This window comes from Pontibacter beigongshangensis, from assembly GCF_014332515.1.
GTDB lineage: Bacteria > Bacteroidota > Bacteroidia > Cytophagales > Hymenobacteraceae > Pontibacter > Pontibacter beigongshangensis.
Window position 1 is genome coordinate 25,840 of sequence record NZ_VFSD01000029.1, and the last position, 20,308, is coordinate 46,147.

Genomic DNA, 20,308 nt, shown 5'->3' on the forward strand with positions numbered 1-20,308 from the left:
GCATGTACCTAACACAACTTCAGTAATTATTCAGCAGACCCGCCCTGAGTGGAAGCGGGAATTTCCGAGATGGTGTATTCAGAGAATCGGGAGGCATCTACTGGCTTGAACAGCAGCTGTGAAAACACATACAGGTCGTTTTTCCAGACCTTAAAATCGTGGCCGCCTGGCTCTACGTAAAAGATGTGTGGTACCTGGTTACCCGTAAGATACTCGTGCGTGCGTGTGCTGATTCGCATCAGATTATCGTCTGTCCCACACGAAATCCAGAGCAGCTGCAGCTTCTTTTTGGCTTCTGCCAGATCAGGAAGCAATTCCTGAGGGGCTTTGGTATTGGGTGCTGACGAAAACCCGCCTACCCAGGCGAACTTATCCAGGTTGCCTAAGCCGAAGTTCAACGACTGGCCGCCCCCCATCGACAAGCCCGCAATAGCACGACGCTTCTGATCTTTATGGACAGGATAATTCTTTTCGATGAAAGGGATCAGGTCGTGGAGCAGATCCTTCTCAAAATTGGCAAAGGCCTGTACTTTGGTGCTGTCGAAGATATTTCCCACCGGCCGATCATCTGCCATGGCCCGGCCATTGGGCAGCACCACGATCATGGGCTCAAGTTTGCCCTGGGCATACAGGTTATCCAGGATAATTTGTGGCTGGCCATTCCGTAGCCACTCATACTGATCACCGCCAATCCCGTGCAACAGGTATAAGACGGGATATTTCTTTTTTGTGGAATAACCGGGCGGGGTATAAACCAGTGATGTGCGTTTTACGCCTACTGATTTTGAATCATAGGTTACCGTATCAATTTTCCCTTGCGGAATATTTGCCTGTAGCTGATCGAACCCCTGTGGGGCCATTTTTTCTATGGATTGTGCCCATGTCAAACATGTACATAAAAATACATAGAGAACTGTAAGTGCAGGTTTTTTCATAGTCTCAGTTGTTAACTTCTCATTTAAATTCAGTCTTTAAACCATTCTTCAATTGCATGACTTCTGTCGTCATAGTCATGCGCAATTATTTAAATAAAAACGACCCTCCGCAGCCTGCTTTTCTGCTGCTGCTGCTATAAACAATTTCAGTCACATCAACGCATCTTATGTTATATTGCGAAGCCAAGGCAGGCCTGGAGCAGCAGCAGCAGTAGAACATTCCGGAGGACCTTTTTCATTAGAATAATTTAGAGCCAGGCATCTTATCTGCTCCTGATGCCTCTGGCAAGACTTGCTCTATGGCTGCTACTCAATCTTTCGCCCCAGTAAGTTCCCCGCATCCTTTACGCTTACAGACTGATGTTACGCCTAAATTACTATGTGAGGGAAAGTCCCCCTTTGAAGGGGGTAAGGGGGATGTTTCACGGGCAACAGAAAACCCAATTTACACTGCCACTAAAGATAATAATTCAGAAATTTTGATCTCAGGTGTAAGTCATCCCCCTACCCCAAGGGGGACAAAAACTTCTTGTGTAACATCGTTAATACTTACTTTTTCCGCCTAACTCCTACCCTGCTAAGTGTTAGCAATAAGAATCTGCTGCTTTACAGCAACATCATCTTATTGCTAACATATCCATTCATAACAGGTTATCTGGCTCCCTTCAATCCATCTGCGAAGCCTGAGTAAGCGGGCTTCCGGTTCAGGCCTGATGTCCAGAGGCCGGTTGGGTCTGCGGTTGGGCTCCAGGTGGTAATGCCGTAGCGTTTGCCGGCAGGAATTATCTGCATGTATGTTTCCACCACATACTGATACATTTCTTTCTGAGCGGCATAGTGAGCTTCGGTGGCTCCGTTGGCAACACCCAAGGTGACTTCAAATTCGGATATTCTTATTTGTTTGCCGGTAGCGGCAAGCAATTCCAACATCTCTCTGATGCCGTCTTTGTTCGTGTCGATGCCGATGCGCATTTGTGTGTCTATACCGTCTACGGTGGCGCCCTGGCTTTCCAGGTACTCCACGTATTTTATAAGTTCTCTGCATTTATTCAGGTTGCTATGCAGGTTGTTGTCGCTTATAAAGAGCAGATCGCTGGCTTTGCCTTGTTCCCTGGCCAGCTTAAATGCTTGCGCGGCATAGTCGCGGCCCATGTAGTCCTGCCAGTAAAATTCGTCGCCGGCCAGATTTGCTTTACCCGCTCCGGTTTTGAGTTCAGCAGGGTTAGCATCGTCTAACGGCTCTTTCACCACATTCCAGGCATTCACGTAGGGCGACAAAGTTTTCACCATGCCAGAAATCCAGTGCTCCATGTGGTCCAAAAGAATGGCCTTTTTCTCTTCAGGCGTTTTCTCGACCACGGTAGTTTCGCCACCGGAGGTGGCACCTTCCATGGTCAGTACCACTTTATCGATGTACACGGTTCCGGCAAATTCGCCATAGCTGATCACAAAGCGGTTTCTGGTTTCTGCGTTAATAGTGGTGGCAAGCTGCACATGCTTCCACTCGGTCGTGACACTCACCTGCCCAAATCCGTTCGAGCTAAAATCGGAGCTTTGCATTTCCGGCCTGATAACACCTTCTGCCGTGCCTTTTACCCAAAAACTCAGGTTATAGACCTTGCCATTCTGCAACGGCCCGCCGGGTAATTCATAAAGCGTTTGCACCTCCCAGAAGCCACCTGTTTTGGATGGGTTTGTTACCCAGAAGGCCTTTCCACCCTGTACTCCCATACCTGCTTCAGTAACTCCTCTGGTGGAGCCGTTACCCCATCCTCCAAATCCTGATCCTGTCTCAAAATCACCGGCGGGCACCAGGTTGTTCACAATGCGCTCGCCCTGGGTATCGTACACATAAAAGTTTTTGGCATCCAGCAAATAGGTCACACCAGGCTGATACCCTAAATCGAAATGAAGTCTGATTTTATCGCCCTGAAAATCGCGGATTCTGAACTTTATTTCCTTCCAGCCGGGGGTGGTGGCAAATGTTGCCGTGGCCTTGCCGGTTTTCATCCAGTCTACTTCAGGTGTATTGTTGTTCAGTCCTTCAAACGCTACCCGTCCTTCTCCAGGCTTGTCGGACTTTATGTACAGGATCACTTCATATTCTTTTCCGGGCGCTACGGTAATTTCCGGGCTCACCAGTTGCAGGTCCTGCGGTTGCGAAGCGCCGTTGCCGGAAACCAGTTTCACTGCTTTTCCTCTGCCCATTCCTTCATTCTCCACTACAGAAACACCGGTGGTTGTGCTCCACCCCTGCAGCGTTCCGGACGTTAGCCCGGTAAGGTTCAGAGAATTTATGAAGGCAGGCGACTCTACGATCAGAGGTGTCAGCAAGCCCTTCAGGTAAGCGGCATTCTGGTTCAGGTGCCAGGTAAGCGACTGCCCGTAAACACTGGCACCGGCCGTTTTTACTGTAGAAACCAACAGTTCGGCATTGCCCAGGCTAAGACTTCCGTTTGATTGCACGATGGCACCATGGTTCAGCTCGGTCCGTGGCGTAACTTCATCAAAATTTCTGTTAACCAGCCTGTACATGACTCCTTTCGCCAGGTAGTCGGCGGAGGCAATACCCGCTCCTAGCTTAAACTCAGGATTGGCTTCCCTGTTGACGTAAGTTTTCAGGTCACCATAGGCATCTATCGCCTCCTGTGCCTCAAAACTCAACGGTTTCTCCACATGGTACTCGAGAGGCTCGTGCTCACAGGCAGTTGCCATTACCAGACCCGTAACGCAAAGCCATGTTCTATATAAATGTTTCATATCCTTCTAAATAACAGTTATAAATATTATTTGAGCACCGGAGAAAATGTTTCCATGGTAACCCCTCGGTTCCTCATAACCAGGATATCGGTAGAGGTAATCTGCATATGATTAAAGTCCACTTTATAATCTAAGTAGAGCGCATCGCGGTCTGTATTGCCCCAGCTGTTCTTTTCTCCCTTTTTCACGAACTTCCCGCTACCGGTAACGCTGTAATCAGTAGAAGTGGAAGAAACCACGCAGTTGCCCTGCTCATCAAAAGTCAGCGTTAACTTAACATTGATATTGCTGCCTTCGGGGTCTTTGTAAATAACCGGGTACTCTAGCTGGGTCAGCGACTGGGTGGTTAGTTTAACTACTTCGTCGTTCTCCACATATTGCTTTTCCCGTACAATGGTCTGGTTAAGCGACGTATTGCCGTTTTTGCCTACTATCACATCCTTGCCCCGGCGCAGGTAAAATCCGTGCCATGGGTTAATGTACTTTACAGCGTACAGCACGAAATCTTTGGGAGCCACACTCCAGTCTCCGGCTACTACCCTGTTTGGATGGGCAACCAATGGCGTACCGGATAAAATAGAGTCGGCATTCTCCACGCTGGTCATGCGCATCGGGATAACATAGGTATTTTTTAAGGCCTGCGGGTCTGCAAAGAACTCCGGCGTCAGCTCTATTTCTAACCCACCAATTAACTTGCCACTCGGAATCACAATCTTGTCTGATGTTAGTTTATAGTAACTGGCGGGCATAGTCTTTATGTCGGCGCCATTCGGGTTAAACAGCAGGTTGTTGCTAAGGGTGTTATCTATTGTTACCCCGATTGTAACCTCCTTTTTATTATCATAAACGCCTCCCGTAGTAGCCATTATCTGAAACTTGCGCTGGTTATCAAGGGAGGTATCAAAGATATCTTCTCCCAGGGTAATGGTCCTGACAGGGTACTGATAGGCAAAATAGGTGGTCTGGTATTCGTAATCCGGATACACCCATTCCTGATTCTCGCATGAAGTCAGGATGGCAAGTAAGGCTACCAGCTTAAAACATATATTTTTCATTTTCTTACATTTTGTTAGGTGAATTTTCGGTGAAAGCGACAGATTTTGTCTGCTCTTACCAGCCATTGTTTTGTGTTAAAGCATTAAACTTTAATATTTCGCTGTAAGGAACAGGGCCATGCATCATATGCTCATTAAAGATTCTATCCTCCACCAGTATAGTCTGATGGTTTCCTCCTACAATCTCAACACCACGGGCCGGCTCGTTAATATTGGACTTCCACCGGCGTAAATCCCAGAAACGGAAGCCTTCAAAACTCAGCTCCAAACGACGCTCATTCTTAATTAACTCACGCATGGCATTCTGATCAGATCGGATCGACTCCAGGTAATTGTCTGGCTGGGTAATGCCGGCACGTCTTCTGATATTAGAGATTACATCATAAGCAGAGAACCCGTAAGCGCCGGTTCCTGAAGGGCCCCAGGCTTCGTTAGCAGCTTCGGCATAAGCCAGGTAAAGTTCTGTATACCGGATACGGGGCTGATAACGTGGCTGCGTGTTGGTAGACTGCGGGTTGAGGTTCACATCCTGACGGAGCAGTTTCTTTAAATAGTAACCAGTGCGTGTAGAAGTTTCTACCTTTCTCAGGGCATCGTTGGTTGTACCATCTGCTGCCGTTACCACTGTAGAATTGTTAACGCCGGCTGTGCCTCCGTTTACCAGGATGTAGCGTGTTAAACGCGGGTCGCGGTCGGCATAAGGAGCAGCAGGGTTAAAATTGCTGGAGGCATGCGAGATCGGAAACCCGTTGCTCATCGGGAAGGCGTCTACCAGGTTCTGTGTAGGATTAATCCGGCCACTGCCAAAAAGTGTAGGGGGGAAATGCAGTCGTTCAAGGTCATTGCTCTGGCCAAGGTCCGTCCTCCAAAGAATCTCCCGAGGATTAGCACCCGATGCCAACGCGGCGATCTCTGCTGTTTCGGCATACCAGGTCCCACCTTTAGGGTCCAGCCCGTTTATACCTCCATTCAGCTGCAGCACTTCGCCGGCATATCGGGCCGCATCCTCCCAGGTGGTGGTGTTGCCGGCACTATAGGCAGGGCTTGCAGCCAACAGAGCCGCCTGCGCTTTAATGGCTTTTGCAATACGGGCTGTCATGCGCTGCCGGGCATATTCTCCAAACACACGATCGTACCTGTCTACCACATCTACCTCCGGACCATTGCGGTATTTTTCAGGAACCTGAGAGATGCTGGCTATTTTAGTGTAGTCTAGCGGAAGGAGTTCCTCTGCCTGCTTCAGATCGCTGTAGATTTGTTGCATACAAGCCTCAAACGTATCGCGCGGTTTGTTAAAGTCAGAATCCTTATCCTCGGGCTCCAGTACAATCGGAACCCCCAGCAGGGTACCTCCGCTCCAGCCGGCATGGTTCTGCAGCAAATGATACATGAACAGTGCCCGGAGCCCGTAGGCTTCCCCTTTCATCCGGTCTCTGAACAGCATACTCACATTCGGATCGTTGGCCCACTGCACTTTGTCAACCTCCCGCAGCATAATGTTCAGGTACTGAATGGCTGCTTTCGCGTTTGTCCACTGGTTAAACGGGTCCATGTTAGCTGCCCATTGCCCGGTAGCGGCTCTCAGGTAGTTGTTGTTAACGTCATTACTTACCGCATCATCCGTTGCCACATCGTTAAAGGAGTATCCGTTGGTGGGGATACGTGCGTATCCGTTCAGCAGAATTCCCTGCGCAAATATGGGCTCTCCATGCATGGCATCAATCTCCCGTATGTTCTGGTTGGCAGGTTCGAACATATCCTCACAGCTACTAAAGGTAAAGGCCACTGCTAAAAAGAATATTAACTTCCTTTTCATATTTTCTAAATTTTAAATTCTTGTTAGAATAATGCTTTCACACCTACATTATAGAAGCGGGTTTGAGGAGCACTACCCACATTCATCTCCATTAATTCACGTTCTTTAGAGAGCGTGAGTAGGTTGAAGCCACTGGCGTATACACCCAATTCTCGGATAAAGGAGTTTCCTAAAACGCTCTGAGGCAGATCATATGAAATCTGCACCTTAGGCAAGTCAAATCTGTTACTCTTATATAGCCAGAAGTCCGAATTTCGGAAATTGTTGTTTCTGCCTAAGGTGGTCAGGCGCGGATAGGTGGCCGTGGCCTTGGTATCTTCGGTCCAGCGCTCACGTGCTATCTCAGAATACTTGTCTTCGCCAGCCATCCAGAAATAGGAGCTGTTCTTCATGGCATGCGCACCAAAGCGGCCAAGTCCTAAGGCAAAAAAGGTAAAGTTTTTCCACTTAGCTGTCAGGTTGAGGCCCAATGTGAGCGGCGCTCCATACCATCCACCCCTTCCCAGAAAAATTTCATCCTGCGCATTAATCTGCCCGTCGCCGTTCTGATCCTTGTATTTCAGGTCGCCTGGTCTTACCTGACCGAAAGTCTGTATTGGGGAGTTGGCTATGTCTTCATCATCCATAAAAAAGCCTTCGCTTTGTAAGCCCCAGATGGCATCCAGCGGTCTGCCTTGTCTGTTCTGGAATTCATCTTCGTACAGCTCTGCCCGTCTGGTGGCTTTGGTCTTATAGTAACTTCCTACAAACCCTAACGTCCAGCCTACGTTCCCGAGCTGTTTGTTCAGGTTCATGTTAAAATCGTAACCTACCCTACGGTCGTTGTTATAGTTCACATAGGGGATAAAGGACGAGTTGGGCCAGCCTGTTGTGAAGTAACTCGGATATAAGGCAGATGCCTGCACCACATTTCCGGTGATTTCGTTGGCAAAGAATGCCCCTTCCATGGTCAGAAAACCTTTGAACAAAGACACTTCGGCCCCTACATTCACTTCATCCCTCCTGGCAAAAGTCAGATCCGGGTTCGATCCGCGTCTTGAGTCGGTGGTCCTGTTAAGGGAGCCGTCCCGCCAGCTGTACCATGCCCCGTCTGTCTGGGTATAGGCCGCTGTATACAGGTAATAGTCCGGGATATTCAGGTCGGTATGCAACCTGCCCGCCGACACCGACAGTTTCAGGTTATCCACAACAGAGGAACCTTGCAGAAAATCCTCTTCACTGATGCGCCAGCCAAAAGAAACAGTAGGTGAAAAAGCCTGACGATTAGCCTCCGGCAGCCTGGCAGAATGAATAACCGCTCCGTTGAAATCGGCATAGTACCTGTTCCTGAAATTGTAACCCAGGTGAAGCCCCAGGTTGGCATTGCTCGTTTTATGATACTCTCCGGAGTTTGACCGCTGGAAACCGTTGGCCACCAGCATGGCCGAAATGTTGTGGTGGTCGTTTACTGTGTTCAGGTAGTTTAGCTGCCCCGTTAAAGCTAATGTCTGCCGGTAGGCGCTACCAGTAATATTCTGGACACCCGGCCTGGCATCAGCAGGGCCCCAACTTTCTAGTTTACTTATTTGGTCGTATCCTGCATACCTATTCCACTTGGCTTCGAATACTGTGTATTGGTTATTAAAGGATTGGTTATATGAAGTGGCATAATCAACACCAAAAGTAGATTCAAAGCTTAACCCCTTTAGCACTCTGCTTAGATTTGCACCAACTGCCGTATTAAACTGAAACTGACGGCTGGTATACTGATTGCTTCCTCCGGCATAGATGGCTGCAAACGGGTTTGTCTGGTCTAACTGCGTACCGCCCAGTACGTATTTGCCATCTATGATATTCCTGGTATTGTTCACCATCTGCCACGAAGCCTCATCGTTTTCTTCGATCATGCTGAGTGGAACTAGTGGAGCGAATCTGTTGGGACGAAGCGTGGCAGCGCTCTGCCAGTAGTCTGTATTCACTCCCCGCCCGTTATAGTAGATAGCAGAAGCATCTACTTTCGCATAAATATAATCGGTTATATCCACATCAACATTTCCGCGCACATTGAAGCGATCGGAATTATTGTTGTCAACAGCTTCGCCGAAGTTCAGTAAGGACCCCTCCGTATTAAACCCGATGTTTGTATAGTAGCGGGCTTTATTATTACCTCCGGTTATTTCTACCGTACCGTCGTGCCGGTTATAGGACTTCTTCAGGTATTCCGATGAGAAATAATTCACATCGTGGTATCGGTAAGGGTTTGTTCCGGAAGCATGATTGTAGATTTCATCTTCACTATACCTTTCTGTCAACCCATCATTCCGTAGCGCCTCATTAAAGAGCGTCATGTATTCTGCTGAACCGAGGTAATTTGGGTAGCTTTTGGGCACATGTACCCCGCTGTTTACCCTGGCCCTAATCCGGAGAGGTTTAGCCTCGCCTCTTTTTGTAGTGATGTATACAACCCCCTTGGCGCCACGGCTACCATAAAGTGCAACCGCTGACACACCCTTCAGAAAAGTAATCTGTTCGATTTCGGTGGGCATCACGCTTCCCGCATCACGGGGTACTCCGTCTACCAATACCAGGTAACTATCCATGCCCCAGATGTTGCCATGGAAGCCATTTACCAGACCCTCCATATTCTCCATGCTGGAGATGGTATAGTTTTTTTCCAGCATGTCGGCCACGTTGATAACGGATACGTCTCCGTGCAGGTCGTTTCTGGCTACCTGCCGATGTGCTACCTGTACTGGTCTGGAATTCCGGTCCAGGTCTATGGTAATGTCGGTTAAGTCCGAAGTCGCCACAACAGACGCTGATTTGTACCCGGCGGCATCTACCGTCAGGATAGCATTGGGGGAGGTGCTGATGGTAAACGCGCCTAAGGAGTCTGTAACGGCATTACTGGTATTGTCCTGTCCATTTTTAACCAGGACACCACTAAGCGGCTTTCCTTTTGCATCCCGAACGATCGCCTTCACATTAATTCTATCAGAGGTCTGGGCATGCAGCATTACGGGCAATACCGTGATCAGAGCACCAAGCACCACTTTTTTATATAAGTATTTCATATGTTCAGTTTTAAACTTCATAACTTCATATAATGACTGGTATTACCAACCTGGATTCTGACCAAATTCCGGATACATGTTCACCTCGCTGTTCTTAAGTGGTAACCAGTAGTGCTTTTCACTGAACTTGCGTTCCAAAATGACCGCCTCTCTTATATTCGCTACCTTGTTTTGTTTAGGATCCTGGGTGTTAAACTCCCCTACCCGGTCAAATTCAATCGATTTCTTGAGTGTATAAGGGCTTTCTATTAACTGTAACCAGCGGCGAAGATCATTAAAGCGGTGTCCCTCAAAGGCAAGCTCCACTGCGCGCTCGCGTCTTAGCTCAGCCATAAACGCATCCATGGAGCCCTGAAACTTGCCAGCCACCTGCCCTACTCCGGCTCTGTCGCGAAGAACATTGATAGCCTCCACTGCATTCTTACTGTAGCCAGGAGCTTTGCCGGTAGGAGAGCCGTAGGCCTGTGCAGCTGCCTCAGCATACATCAGATAGATGTCGGCTAATCGCATGTAGGGGATTTTTATGTGCAGGCTGTTACCATAATCGAAGCCACCGTCGTACCTGTTAGCCGTTCTTGGAATGAATTTGTACAGCAGGTACCCCGTGCGGCTGCCAGTAGCCACGTTTCTGTAATTACCGCCGGTGTATAGGTTCGCATACCGGATAGTAGGATCCGTGCCTGCAGGAAGGCTTCCCTGCACTGTTTTCACACCATCATACACAATGTCATGGTAAAACCGTGGGTCGCGGCCACGCCAGGGGTACTCAGGATCGTAACCAGACTCCGGATCAGCCTTTGTTATATCTGTGATAGGCAGCCCGTTTGCCATACCATAGTAGTTTACATAATTGGATGTTGGCAGAAAGCTGATCGTCTCATCTGTCAGCAGTGGGGATGGCTGGTACTGCTTGCTTGTATTCCAGTTCGATCCGTTTGCTCCCCATGTGGGCGAACGGAAAATGGCCTCCGTGCCTCCCGGCATCCGCCAGTTCTGCCCTGTGGTATAAAAGTTACTTGAATACTGGGCAAAAGGAAGCAGGGCATATTGGGTTTGCCCGCTCTCTACCAGGTTCAATAACTCACCAAACGTTTCAGCGGCTTTTTTGCTCAATTCCTGGTCATATGTCTTGGTTCCTTTGGACACCTGGTTCATCAGGGGGCTTGCGGCCCAAAGCTGATTTTTCCCTAAATAACCCAGCGCCATGATCTTGTTGATGCGCAGGTCATTCTTGCCAAGTGTTCTTCTGCCTGCAGTGGTGTTGTCCCAGTTTATGGGGAGTAAGTCCGCCGCTGCCCTGAAATCCTGCGCCGCACGTTCTGCGCATTCCTGGTAACTAAGCCGGGGCAGCCGTAAGGGCTGATCAGAAGGAAGCACATAATCGATGTAGGGGAGGCCTCCGAAGTATTGCATAAACTGGAAATGAAACCAGGCTCTGAAGAAAAGGAGTTGCCCTTTTATGAGTTTTTTCTCTTCTTCGGTGGCATCTGTCATTTTATCCAGGTTCTCAAGTCCGATGTTGGCTTTGCGTATGCCATACCAGCCCAGTGGCCATAGCCTTTTCTGCATCCGGTCGTTAGAGATGGTGCTTGGATTGCCGCCGCCATCCATCCAGCCGGCGCCCCAGCCGTCATGCTGCCGCTGCCATCCCCAAAAATCTCCGTTCTCTATTTTAACTATAAAGTGGAAAGTCTGGGAGGTAGACTGAATTTCGTCGTCTCCCCAGTTCCAGGAGTTGGTCCAGTAGGCATTGGTAAAGTCTGGCACGCAGTGGTAAAGCTCTTCCGTAAAGCCCTGAAAATTAACAAAGTTTCGAAAGGCATCATCCTGAGACACAACAGAATCAGGTGTTCTTTCCAGGTATTCTTCGCAAGAGGCAAACAAGATTAAACTCAGAGCAAAACTTCCTCTTACAATATATTTCAACAACTTTTTCATGATAGTTTAAATTAGAAAGTGATGTTTGCGCCCAGGTTATATCTTTTTACAGTAGGGTAAGCTCCCTGAGAAGCCCATCCGGTACCTGCAAAATTCGATTCTCTGTCGTCAGGCATCTTCGTCCATAAAAGCAGGTTGTTACCATTTATGAAAATCCTCATGTTGTTTATCCCCAGGCTCTTTATAAATTTAGCCTCCAGGTTGTAAGCGATTTCCAGGTTTTTCAGACGGATGTAGGAACCATCAAACATGTATTGATTGCCTCTGTAGTAACCGGCTGGCGTAGAGATCCAGCGCGGCAGTGGGGTATCGGCGTTCATGTTGTCTTTAGACCAGTAGCTGCCTTCGTCGTACACCACATTGTTCTGGGAACCGAAGCTATTGAACACCACCTGCCGCGTTACGTTATTCACGCCGTAAAACTGCACAAAGCCGCTAAAGCCTTTCCACTCAAACCCTAGGGTAGTGTTGTAGGTGTTTTCCGGATTGCCGGAATACCCGTAAGGAATGTTGTCCTGGGCATCGATCACACCATTGCCATCAAAGTCTATGATGTGGTAATTCCCTGGTATCTTTTCGCCGTCGTTTTGGTTGTGGATAGTGCTGCCGTACAGTTCATCCCAGGTGTTATAATAACTATGGCTTACATGCGAAAAAGCCTGGCCTATCCTTTTTTCTGCTCTCTTTAAATAATCAGGAAGCAATTGCGGGTCGTCGGCGTAAATCACTTTGTTTCTGGCATGCGTCATGTTCATGTTAGACCACAGGCGTAAGCCATTGCCAAACTGGTAATTCAGGTTCAGTTCATATTCGAAACCCTGGTTCTGCACTTCGCCCAGGTTGGCTGTGGGAGCCTGTGTACCGTAATAGGAAGGAATGGCACGGCTGCCACCTGGTAACAGAATCTCCTTGCGCCTGTCGTTGAAATAATCAATGCTACCTTTTACAAAGCCTTTCAAAAACTCAAATTCTAAACCTACGTTTCCTTTTGTCACCGTTTCCCAATGCACGTCCGGGTTTCCTACATCGGTTTCTCTGTACCAGGTATAGGGGCTTTGCTCACCGCCCTCTCCCAGCACACCCAGCTGAGCGCGTCCTGCATAGGCCCAGTTCGTCATAAAGAGCCATCGCCCTTGCACATGATCATCCCCGATCTGCCCGTAGTTGGCCCTGATCTTGAGGTAATCCAGGAAGGTGATGTTTTTCATGAAATTCTCATTGGAGATCATCCAGCCGATGCCGCCAGACTGGAAGAAGGCGAAACGGTTTTCTTTGCTGAATTTTTCTGAACCGGTGTAGGCCCCGTTGTACTCAAACATGTACCTGCCGTCGTAGTTGTAGGTGGCACGGTACACCCAGTCCTCCCGAACGCGCGGCACTTCACTTCCGGTAGCATACTCGTTGCGGTTCACCAGGCCCATAGAAGTAATGTTGTGCTTCTGCCCAATGGTGGTGGCATAGTTAAGCTGTGCCTGGTAGAACAGGCGGCGTTGCGAGACGTCGTTATTCACGGCCCCGGCAGTGGTAGTCCAGGCTACCGGCTCCTGAAAATCAAACCTGTTGTTGGTGTCGAAAGCCTCCCGGTAGTACACCTGGCCGGTGGCCGGGTCGATCCACTTCTGCTGGGTAGGGTTGTTCGAGTCGTTAATGCCTCTTTGGGCTTCTACAAAGGTGTTATCGAAGGCGAGGGTACCGGCAAACCTGAGGCCTTTGGTGATGATATCCAGGTTCTGCTCCAGCGTAAAATCTGTGTTCAGGCGCGCGGTTGTGGTAATTCTGGTACCAGTGGTAGCCATTAGCCGCATAGAGTTTTCTGCCCTGCTGGCGATTGGTGCATAATAGCCCCATGAGCCATCAGCATACCGCGGATAAAATACATCGGGGGCATTGTTGTAGGCAGCAATCCAGGAGTTGTATTCATTTACATCTATCCGGGGCCTTTGCTGCACGCCGTAAGAACCGGAAAGGTTACTTTTTAAAACGGTGGTAGGTGTTAGCCTGAAATCCAGGTTGCTCCGTACGTTCATGCGGTTAAAGCCGTAACCGCCCTGATAGCCTCTGTTATTGTCGTTCACCTTAAAAAGGTCGTTTTCCTGCAGAAAGTCTACACTGGTAAAGTATTTTACAAGTTCGGTTCCGCCACTTACGTTGAGACTGGCGTTATAAGACATGGCGTAATCCTTAAACAGCTCTTTCTGCCAGTCGATGTTAGGATAGCGCTCCAGTTCCTCAGCGTTGGCCGGATTCCGGTACCTTTCAATAACTGCCTGCGGAACATAATTTGCCCAGGCTTCGGGCTCCAGCGATAGCTCGTTTTCGATTACACGGTTCCGAACCTGGTACGTGTCATAGGCATCGGCTTTGCCTGGCATTCTGGAAGGTGATTTTAAAGTGCTCTGCACCCTGGCCCTGATCAGGGCTTTTCCTTCTTTTCCTCTCTTGGTAGTGATCAGGATAACGCCATTGGCTCCCCTTACGCCATACACCGCAGTAGCCGAGGCATCTTTAAGTACAGACACAGACTCAACCGAGCTGATGTCCACACTGTTCATGGGCCGTTCAATGCCATCTACTAAAACCAATGGATCTGCTCTGTTCCAGGTACTGCTTCCACGAATCAGTATCTGTGGGTCTTCCTCACCAGGCATGCCGCTGCTAGCCATCGTTACCACACCGGGCACGTTACCTGTTAGGGCTGCCCCAATACTTTGCACACCGCCAGACCGTTCCAGCACCTCCCCTTTGGTTTGCGTAATGGCGGCAATAACGCTTTCTTTCTTCTGTTCCCCGTATCCCACCACTACAACCTCACTCAACGTCCTGGAATCTGGCATTAAGGTAATGTTGATCACGCGCTGAGCGCCAACGGCTACTTCCTGTGTTAGGTAGCCTATATAACTAAAAACCAGGATCGATTCGGAGGAAGGTACATTTAACGTAAAGCTGCCGTCAATATCCGTAGCCGTACCGATACTTGCACCTTTCACATATACGCTTACACCCGGCGCACCTTGTTTCTCGTCGTTTAATATAACCTTGCCGGTAATTGTTCTGGTTTGCGGCGGGGTGGCCGGTACACTGGCTGATGAGGCAGCCCGTTCAGCCAGGATAAAAATTTCGTCATGGTTTTTTGGATGGAAACTGTTTTCAGATGCCCATGATACGCCAACCAAAAAACATTGAACAGAAACCCCTATAAATGCATATTTGACCATATGCAGGTTTTGTCGTAGCATTTTTTTCATATAATCATTTTAATTTAAACTATTTGAATGGCTCTTATAATCAACCAATACCACCAACTGATAATCAGCTGGTTAACCAACACAATCATCTAAAGCAGCGCAAAAACAGCCTTCCCGCTAATTTCTAACTGGTGTCTATTCCCATATTGACAGGTATTAAGTTTTATTGATTTTTCTGCACCTCACTTCCCGGCTGTCGTGCAGGCTGTAGCTCTGGCAGTACTGTTATGCAGGCGTCTCAGGAAAATTTGAAAAGAGAGGTGTCCGTAAGGCGCTGCCCCAACTACACGTCTGTAGGAAACCTTGCCTGCCAAAGGCCTTTTGCCTTCTTTCTGAGTATCAGCAACAGGCTGCTCACGCCCACCCCGAAACCTTAGTTTTGTTCATCTTCCCAAACCATTCTAATTACTCCTGATCACCGCCATTATCAGACAGCAGCCCCTGCATCGGTCTTACAACAAAAGACTTAACAGGCCGCCACTTAACAAACATTAGTTTCTATAGCCATGAGCAAATATATTTCATTGGAGCTGATAGCGAACACGATCATGTTACACAGATTATTCGCCATGTTACATTTGCAGAATTTGGTGTTACACGTACTTGTGCCGCTGTAACATTATGGCCAAATTTACATGGGAGGCCGTTTTTCGCCGGCTGTTACAAAGTAGGTCAGAAGCAAGGTGGGAGTTCTGAATTGATAGCCGCCTCTGGTGCCGGACACAAAGGTCGGTTTAAGCATTCATTCCGAATTATTCGAATGAAAATGCCCCTCCGGAGGCGCCGCTGCCTTGATGCTACCTGGTGTTACGGAGCCGATGAAGTATGCTGGCGCTGGTGCAGGAATCTGTGCCGTACCTATGTCTGCCGAATAAAGACGCGGCCGAACCTCTGTAAAATGGCCTGAGGAAGAGTGCAGGTTTGGTTGAGCAAAAAGGCTCAGGTTATCAGAAGATCAGTTTAAAAGGCTGCATATGCCACATAAAGTTTTACAAATAGCCTTGTGTGCTATTATCAGCAGCAGCACCTCCGGAGAGGCATTTTCATTGGAATAATTTGATGGGAGGCACCCAAAGAATATTTTAACTAACATTAGTTATGTATATTGAAAATATTGCCAGCTTATTTTATCTTGGTTATTTGTTAGGCGAAAACTAATTTTAATAAAGGCCTGGCTACACCTTATACTATCTCAACAATTTACTTAATTAAAGGAGCAACGAAATATACTTTGTAGCACTGTCAATAAACTAATCCTGCTAACAGCATGTTGGCAGGATTAACTTATCCTGAGCAGAATTTCATGGCCGGTTAAGCCTGCTGTACACCCCATACCTTTTTTACATTGAAAAAAATATACAAGCTTTTACTGCTGTTATGCTGGACCTCTCATTTGGCATATGCGCAGTCCGGGAAAATGTTCTCCGTGGATGTGGAACTGTCCAACAGCCTCATCTACCAGGTTTTTCAGGATAGCAAAGGCATTATCTGGATTGCCACGGAAGATGGGCTGAACCGGTACGATGGCTCCAAATTTACCATCTACAAACATGACCGGCAGAACCCGCAATCGATCCTTAACAATTATGTGCGCCTCCTGTTCGAAGACAGAAAAGGGCACCTGCTGGCAGGATACTTTAGCGGCCTGCAGGTATACGATCATGCGACAGATACATTTAAGCAAATCCGCCTGTTAAAAGAAGGCGCCGACGAGCACGATGCCCACATCCTGCACATGACCCAGCGCAAAAACGGGGAAATCCTCATCGGGACGGCAGGATTCGGCGCCTTTTCGCTACGGTTTGAGGGCGATGAACCTATCGTACAGCAGATTCCGCAACAGATCCCGGCTAACCTTGTCAACTACCTGTTTGAAGACAGGGATCAGAACCTTTGGGTATCGTCTCAGGACAAAGGACTTTTCAGGGTGGGTAAGGATGGCAGCATCAAAGACTTCCTCAACTCCAAAGACTTACCGAAGAACTCCATTACCGGTATTTGCCAGGATAAGAAGGGCACCATCTATGTCAGCAGCCTGAGCCACGGACTTTTTATCCATACCAAAGCCACCGACGAATTTAAACAGGTTCCCTTTTCACCCTCTCCCAACTTACCTATTACTACAATGCACCTGGGCAACAAGGACGAAATGTACCTGGGCACCGATGGCGAAGGCATAAAAATCTATGACCTGAAGAAAAAAATTATTGCGGAAGGAAATTTCAATGTGGCGACCTTCAATTTCGAAAAATCGAAGGTACATTCTATTCTGGAAGACAAGGCCGGCAACCTCTGGCTAGGCATTTACCAGAAAGGCGTTATGCTGCTCCCGGCCAGCGTCAGCAATTTCAAGTACATCGGGTATAAATCAAGCCACAACAATGTTATCGGCTCCAATGCTGTCCTTTCTATCCTAGAAGACCATGAGGGCACGCTCTGGGTCGGTACCGATAGCGACGGCCTTTATGCAATAGACCCGGATGGAGAACAAAAAGCACATTTCAGCCGCACATCAGACCCCGCCTCCGTCTCCTCCTCCATCATGAGCATTTACGAAGACTCGAACCAGACCCTTTGGCTGGGCTCATACCTGCACGGCCTGGCCAAGCTGAACCGCAAAACAGGAAAGTGCGACTACATCACGACCATCCGCGACAGGAACTCCCACCAGGTGGAGCGTATCTTCAGCATGGTGGAAGACAGGCAGAAGACACTTTGGATCGCCACGATGGGAGCCGGCCTGTTTTCTATGGACCTGCAATCAGAGCAAATTACCCAATATGTTGCCGAACCAGGTTCGGCCGGGGCGAGCATCGACAAGTTTGTGCACAACCGCTGGATTAACTGCCTGCTGCTGACAAGCAATGATAAACTATACATCGGCACCTACGATGGCCTGGGCTGCCTGGACTTGAAAACCAGGAACTTTGCTTCTACACACGGCACCAACCGTTTGCTGCATGGCCTTATTGTTTATTCCTTATATGAAGACAAAAAAGGGAATATCTGGATTGGCACCTCCGAGGGTCTGATGTATCTGGATGGCAGGACCAAAGAAATAAAGGCCTACACCATGGACGACGGGCTGCCCAGCAATGTTGTAACGGCAGTGAAAGGAGACACGGCCGGCCATATCTGGATCAGCACCAACTTTGGCATCACCAAGCTGAACCCCGAGGGCGGCAGCTTTATTAATTATTTTGCCAGCGACGGCCTGCAAGGGAACGAGTTCAGCAGAGGGGCGGCGTTCGTAAACGGCAAAGGGCAGATTTTCTTTGGAGGAATCAACGGCATCAGTTACTTCCACCCTGCCGAAATCCCTGCCGTAATTTCCGCTCCCGGCAAGAAACTGGCAGCCCGCATCACAGGCTTTTATGTGCACAACCAGGCCGTGAAGAAAGGCACGAAATCCGGCAGGTACAACATTGTGGACGCCGCTGTGATGGATGCTGAAAGCTTTCACCTCTCCCACAACGACAACTCCTTTAGTATAGAGCTAGCTACCATGGATTTTGCCAATCCGGAGCGGATAACCTACCAGTACTCGCTGCAGAATGGAGACTGGGTTAGCCTTCGGCCGGGCACTAACACCGTTAACTTTACCGATCTGGCTCCCGGCACTTATCGCTTCCGATTCAGAGCCAAAGATTACAGCCATTACGCCGATGCAAAAGAGGTCTCTATTATCATATCGCCGGCCTGGTATTTTTCTGACTGGGCGAAATTAGTTTACGGGCTCCTGCTGGCCACCGTCGTTTTGCTGGTGGTGCAGCAGATACGCCACCGGCAGCGCACACGCCGGAAGATACAGGAGCATATGCAGGCAAAACAGATCAATGATGCCAAGTTGCAGTTCTTTATCAATATCTCCCACGAGATCAGAACACCCATGACCCTGATCATCAGCCCCTTAAAAAAGTTGATGGCAATAGACAAAGACCCAGGCCGCCAGAGGACTTACACCACCATGCAGCGCAATTCTGAACGGATCCTGCACCTGATTAACCAGCTGATGGACATCCGGAAGATAGACAAGGGGCAAATGCAGCTGAAATTCCAGGAAACCGAGATGGTAGGGTTCGTACAAGAGCTCTGTGCCATATTTGCCGAACAAACCCAGGTCAAGAATATCAAACTCCTTTTCCACCACAACATGGAGCAGCTGCCCGTGTGGGTAGATCCTGATCATTTCGATAAGGTGATCCTGAATGTGCTGTCCAATGCCATCAAATTCACTCCTGAAAACGGCAAAATTGATGTATACCTGTACACTGGCGAAAACAAAACCACTGCAAGTGGGCTATGCCGGTATTTTGAGATAATAATCGCGGATAGTGGCATTGGCATAGAAGAAACAGAGCAGGAAAAAGTTTTCGAATGCTTCTACCAGGTCCGGTCAACCCAAAATCATTTTGTAGGAGGCACGGGCATTGGCCTTCACCTGACCCGATCCATAGTAGATCTCCACTATGGCAGCATCAGGGCCGAAAGCAATACCGAAGGGCCGGGATGCCGCTTTGTGATGCGGTTGCCCTTAGGAAAGAACCACCTGAAAGCCGAAGAGCTGGTAGAAACGCAGCCTCCTGTGCCAAAAGCAGAACCTGCCGTGCATGCTCTGCCAGCACCGGCAATAGATTCAGAAAAAACTAAGGTGAAATCGAGAACCAGGAACCATGTGCTGGTGGTAGATGACGATGATGAAATACGAAAGTATATCTGCCAGGAATTTGCAACTGACTATCACATGACGGAGTGTGCCAATGGGAAAGAGGCCCTGGCCATTTTATTGAATAAAACCCCTGATTTGATTATCAGTGATGTGATGATGCCTGAGATGGATGGCATTACCCTTTGCCGGAAAATTAAACAGAATGTCAATATCAACCATATCCCCATCGTGCTGCTGACCGCCCGGTCGGAGGAGGAAGACAACCTGGAAGGCCTGGGTATTGGAGCGGATGCCTACATAGTGAAGCCTTTCAACATTGAGATTCTGAGAAAGACGGTCCAGAACATTATTAAGAACCGTGAAATGCTAAAAAACAACTTTAGCGGCAATCAGCAGCAGCAGGATAAGGTTCAGAAAGTTGCCCTCAAGTCGGCTGATGAAAAACTGTTGCTCAAGCTTCTTGATATTATCAATCAGAACATCGGCAATCCTGCTTTAAGTGTTGAAATGATTGCCAATGAGATCGGTATAAGCAGGGTACACTTACATCGGAAAATGAAAGAACTGACAAACCAGTCTACCCGGGATTTTATCCGGAATATCAGACTGCAGCAGGCGGCAAACCTGCTTTCTAGCAAACATCTCAATATTTCGGAGGTAGCCTTTGCGGTAGGGTTTACAAACCTCGCCTCTTTCTCAACCGCCTTCAAGGAGCTTTACGGTGTGCCCCCGACAGCCTATATGGAATCGCAGTTGAATCAGGTTGAAAAGACGACTATCGCTGGTTAGCGTTCCTTAGATACCAGATTTCATAAGCTGTCAGGACCAACAGCGGCA

8 protein-coding genes are annotated in these 20,308 nt (G+C 48.5%); 1 reads left to right on the forward strand and 7 read right to left on the reverse strand.

The genetic code is table 11. The features are described 5' to 3' along the window. Nucleotides 1–26 precede the first annotated feature (26 nt). The 7 genes from FJM74_RS19945 to FJM74_RS19975 all read right to left on the reverse strand — a co-directional run bounded on the left by FJM74_RS19945 (nt 27) and on the right by FJM74_RS19975 (nt 14,802). The gene (locus FJM74_RS19945; protein WP_317175590.1) at nt 27–860 is read right to left on the reverse strand and encodes an alpha/beta hydrolase; all 834 of its coding nucleotides are present in this window, start codon (nt 858–860) and stop codon (nt 27–29) included. Between the two features lie 726 nt (nt 861–1,586). Beyond that, nucleotides 1,587–3,695 (reverse strand): endo-1,4-beta-xylanase, encoded by a 2,109-nt coding sequence (locus tag FJM74_RS19950; RefSeq protein WP_187264403.1) that lies wholly within the window; start codon nt 3,693–3,695, stop codon nt 1,587–1,589. Nucleotides 3,696–3,721: 26 nt separating this feature from the next. After that, a complete protein-coding gene (locus FJM74_RS19955) occupies nt 3,722–4,750 on the reverse strand; it encodes a DUF5627 domain-containing protein (RefSeq protein WP_187264404.1) in 1,029 nt (342 codons plus the stop codon). 55 nt (nt 4,751–4,805) lie between these two features. Next, nucleotides 4,806–6,566, reverse strand: a complete 1,761-nt coding sequence (locus tag FJM74_RS19960; protein WP_187264405.1) for a RagB/SusD family nutrient uptake outer membrane protein — start codon at nt 6,564–6,566, stop codon at nt 4,806–4,808. A gap of 23 nt (nt 6,567–6,589) precedes the next feature. After that, entirely contained in the window at nt 6,590–9,619 is a 3,030-nt protein-coding gene (locus tag FJM74_RS19965) for a SusC/RagA family TonB-linked outer membrane protein (RefSeq protein WP_187264406.1), read from the reverse strand. A gap of 42 nt (nt 9,620–9,661) precedes the next feature. Next, nucleotides 9,662–11,557, reverse strand: coding sequence for a RagB/SusD family nutrient uptake outer membrane protein (locus FJM74_RS19970; RefSeq protein ID WP_187264407.1), 1,896 nt, complete (start codon nt 11,555–11,557; stop codon nt 9,662–9,664). A gap of 11 nt (nt 11,558–11,568) precedes the next feature. Continuing rightward, a complete protein-coding gene (locus FJM74_RS19975) occupies nt 11,569–14,802 on the reverse strand; it encodes a SusC/RagA family TonB-linked outer membrane protein (RefSeq protein WP_206684070.1) in 3,234 nt (1,077 codons plus the stop codon). Between the two features lie 1,345 nt (nt 14,803–16,147). On the opposite strand from FJM74_RS19975, the gene FJM74_RS19980 reads away from it, so the two are divergent. After that, a complete protein-coding gene (locus tag FJM74_RS19980; protein ID WP_187264408.1) occupies nt 16,148–20,260 on the forward strand; it encodes a hybrid sensor histidine kinase/response regulator transcription factor in 4,113 nt (1,370 codons plus the stop codon). Nucleotides 20,261–20,308 lie beyond the last annotated feature (48 nt).

What these genes read in the sequence shown, in the direction of transcription:
- FJM74_RS19945 (WP_317175590.1), bottom strand. Translation starts at nt 860, where the DNA reads ATGGCCCCACAGGGGTTCGATCAGCTACAGGCAAATATTCCGCAAGGG.
- FJM74_RS19950 (WP_187264403.1), bottom strand. Translation starts at nt 3,695, where the DNA reads ATGAAACATTTATATAGAACATGGCTTTGCGTTACGGGTCTGGTAATG.
- FJM74_RS19955 (WP_187264404.1), bottom strand. Translation starts at nt 4,750, where the DNA reads ATGAAAAATATATGTTTTAAGCTGGTAGCCTTACTTGCCATCCTGACT.
- FJM74_RS19960 (WP_187264405.1), bottom strand. Translation starts at nt 6,566, where the DNA reads ATGAAAAGGAAGTTAATATTCTTTTTAGCAGTGGCCTTTACCTTTAGT.
- FJM74_RS19965 (WP_187264406.1), bottom strand. Translation starts at nt 9,619, where the DNA reads ATGAAATACTTATATAAAAAAGTGGTGCTTGGTGCTCTGATCACGGTA.
- FJM74_RS19970 (WP_187264407.1), bottom strand. Translation starts at nt 11,557, where the DNA reads ATGAAAAAGTTGTTGAAATATATTGTAAGAGGAAGTTTTGCTCTGAGT.
- FJM74_RS19975 (WP_206684070.1), bottom strand. Translation starts at nt 14,802, where the DNA reads ATGAAAAAAATGCTACGACAAAACCTGCATATGGTCAAATATGCATTT.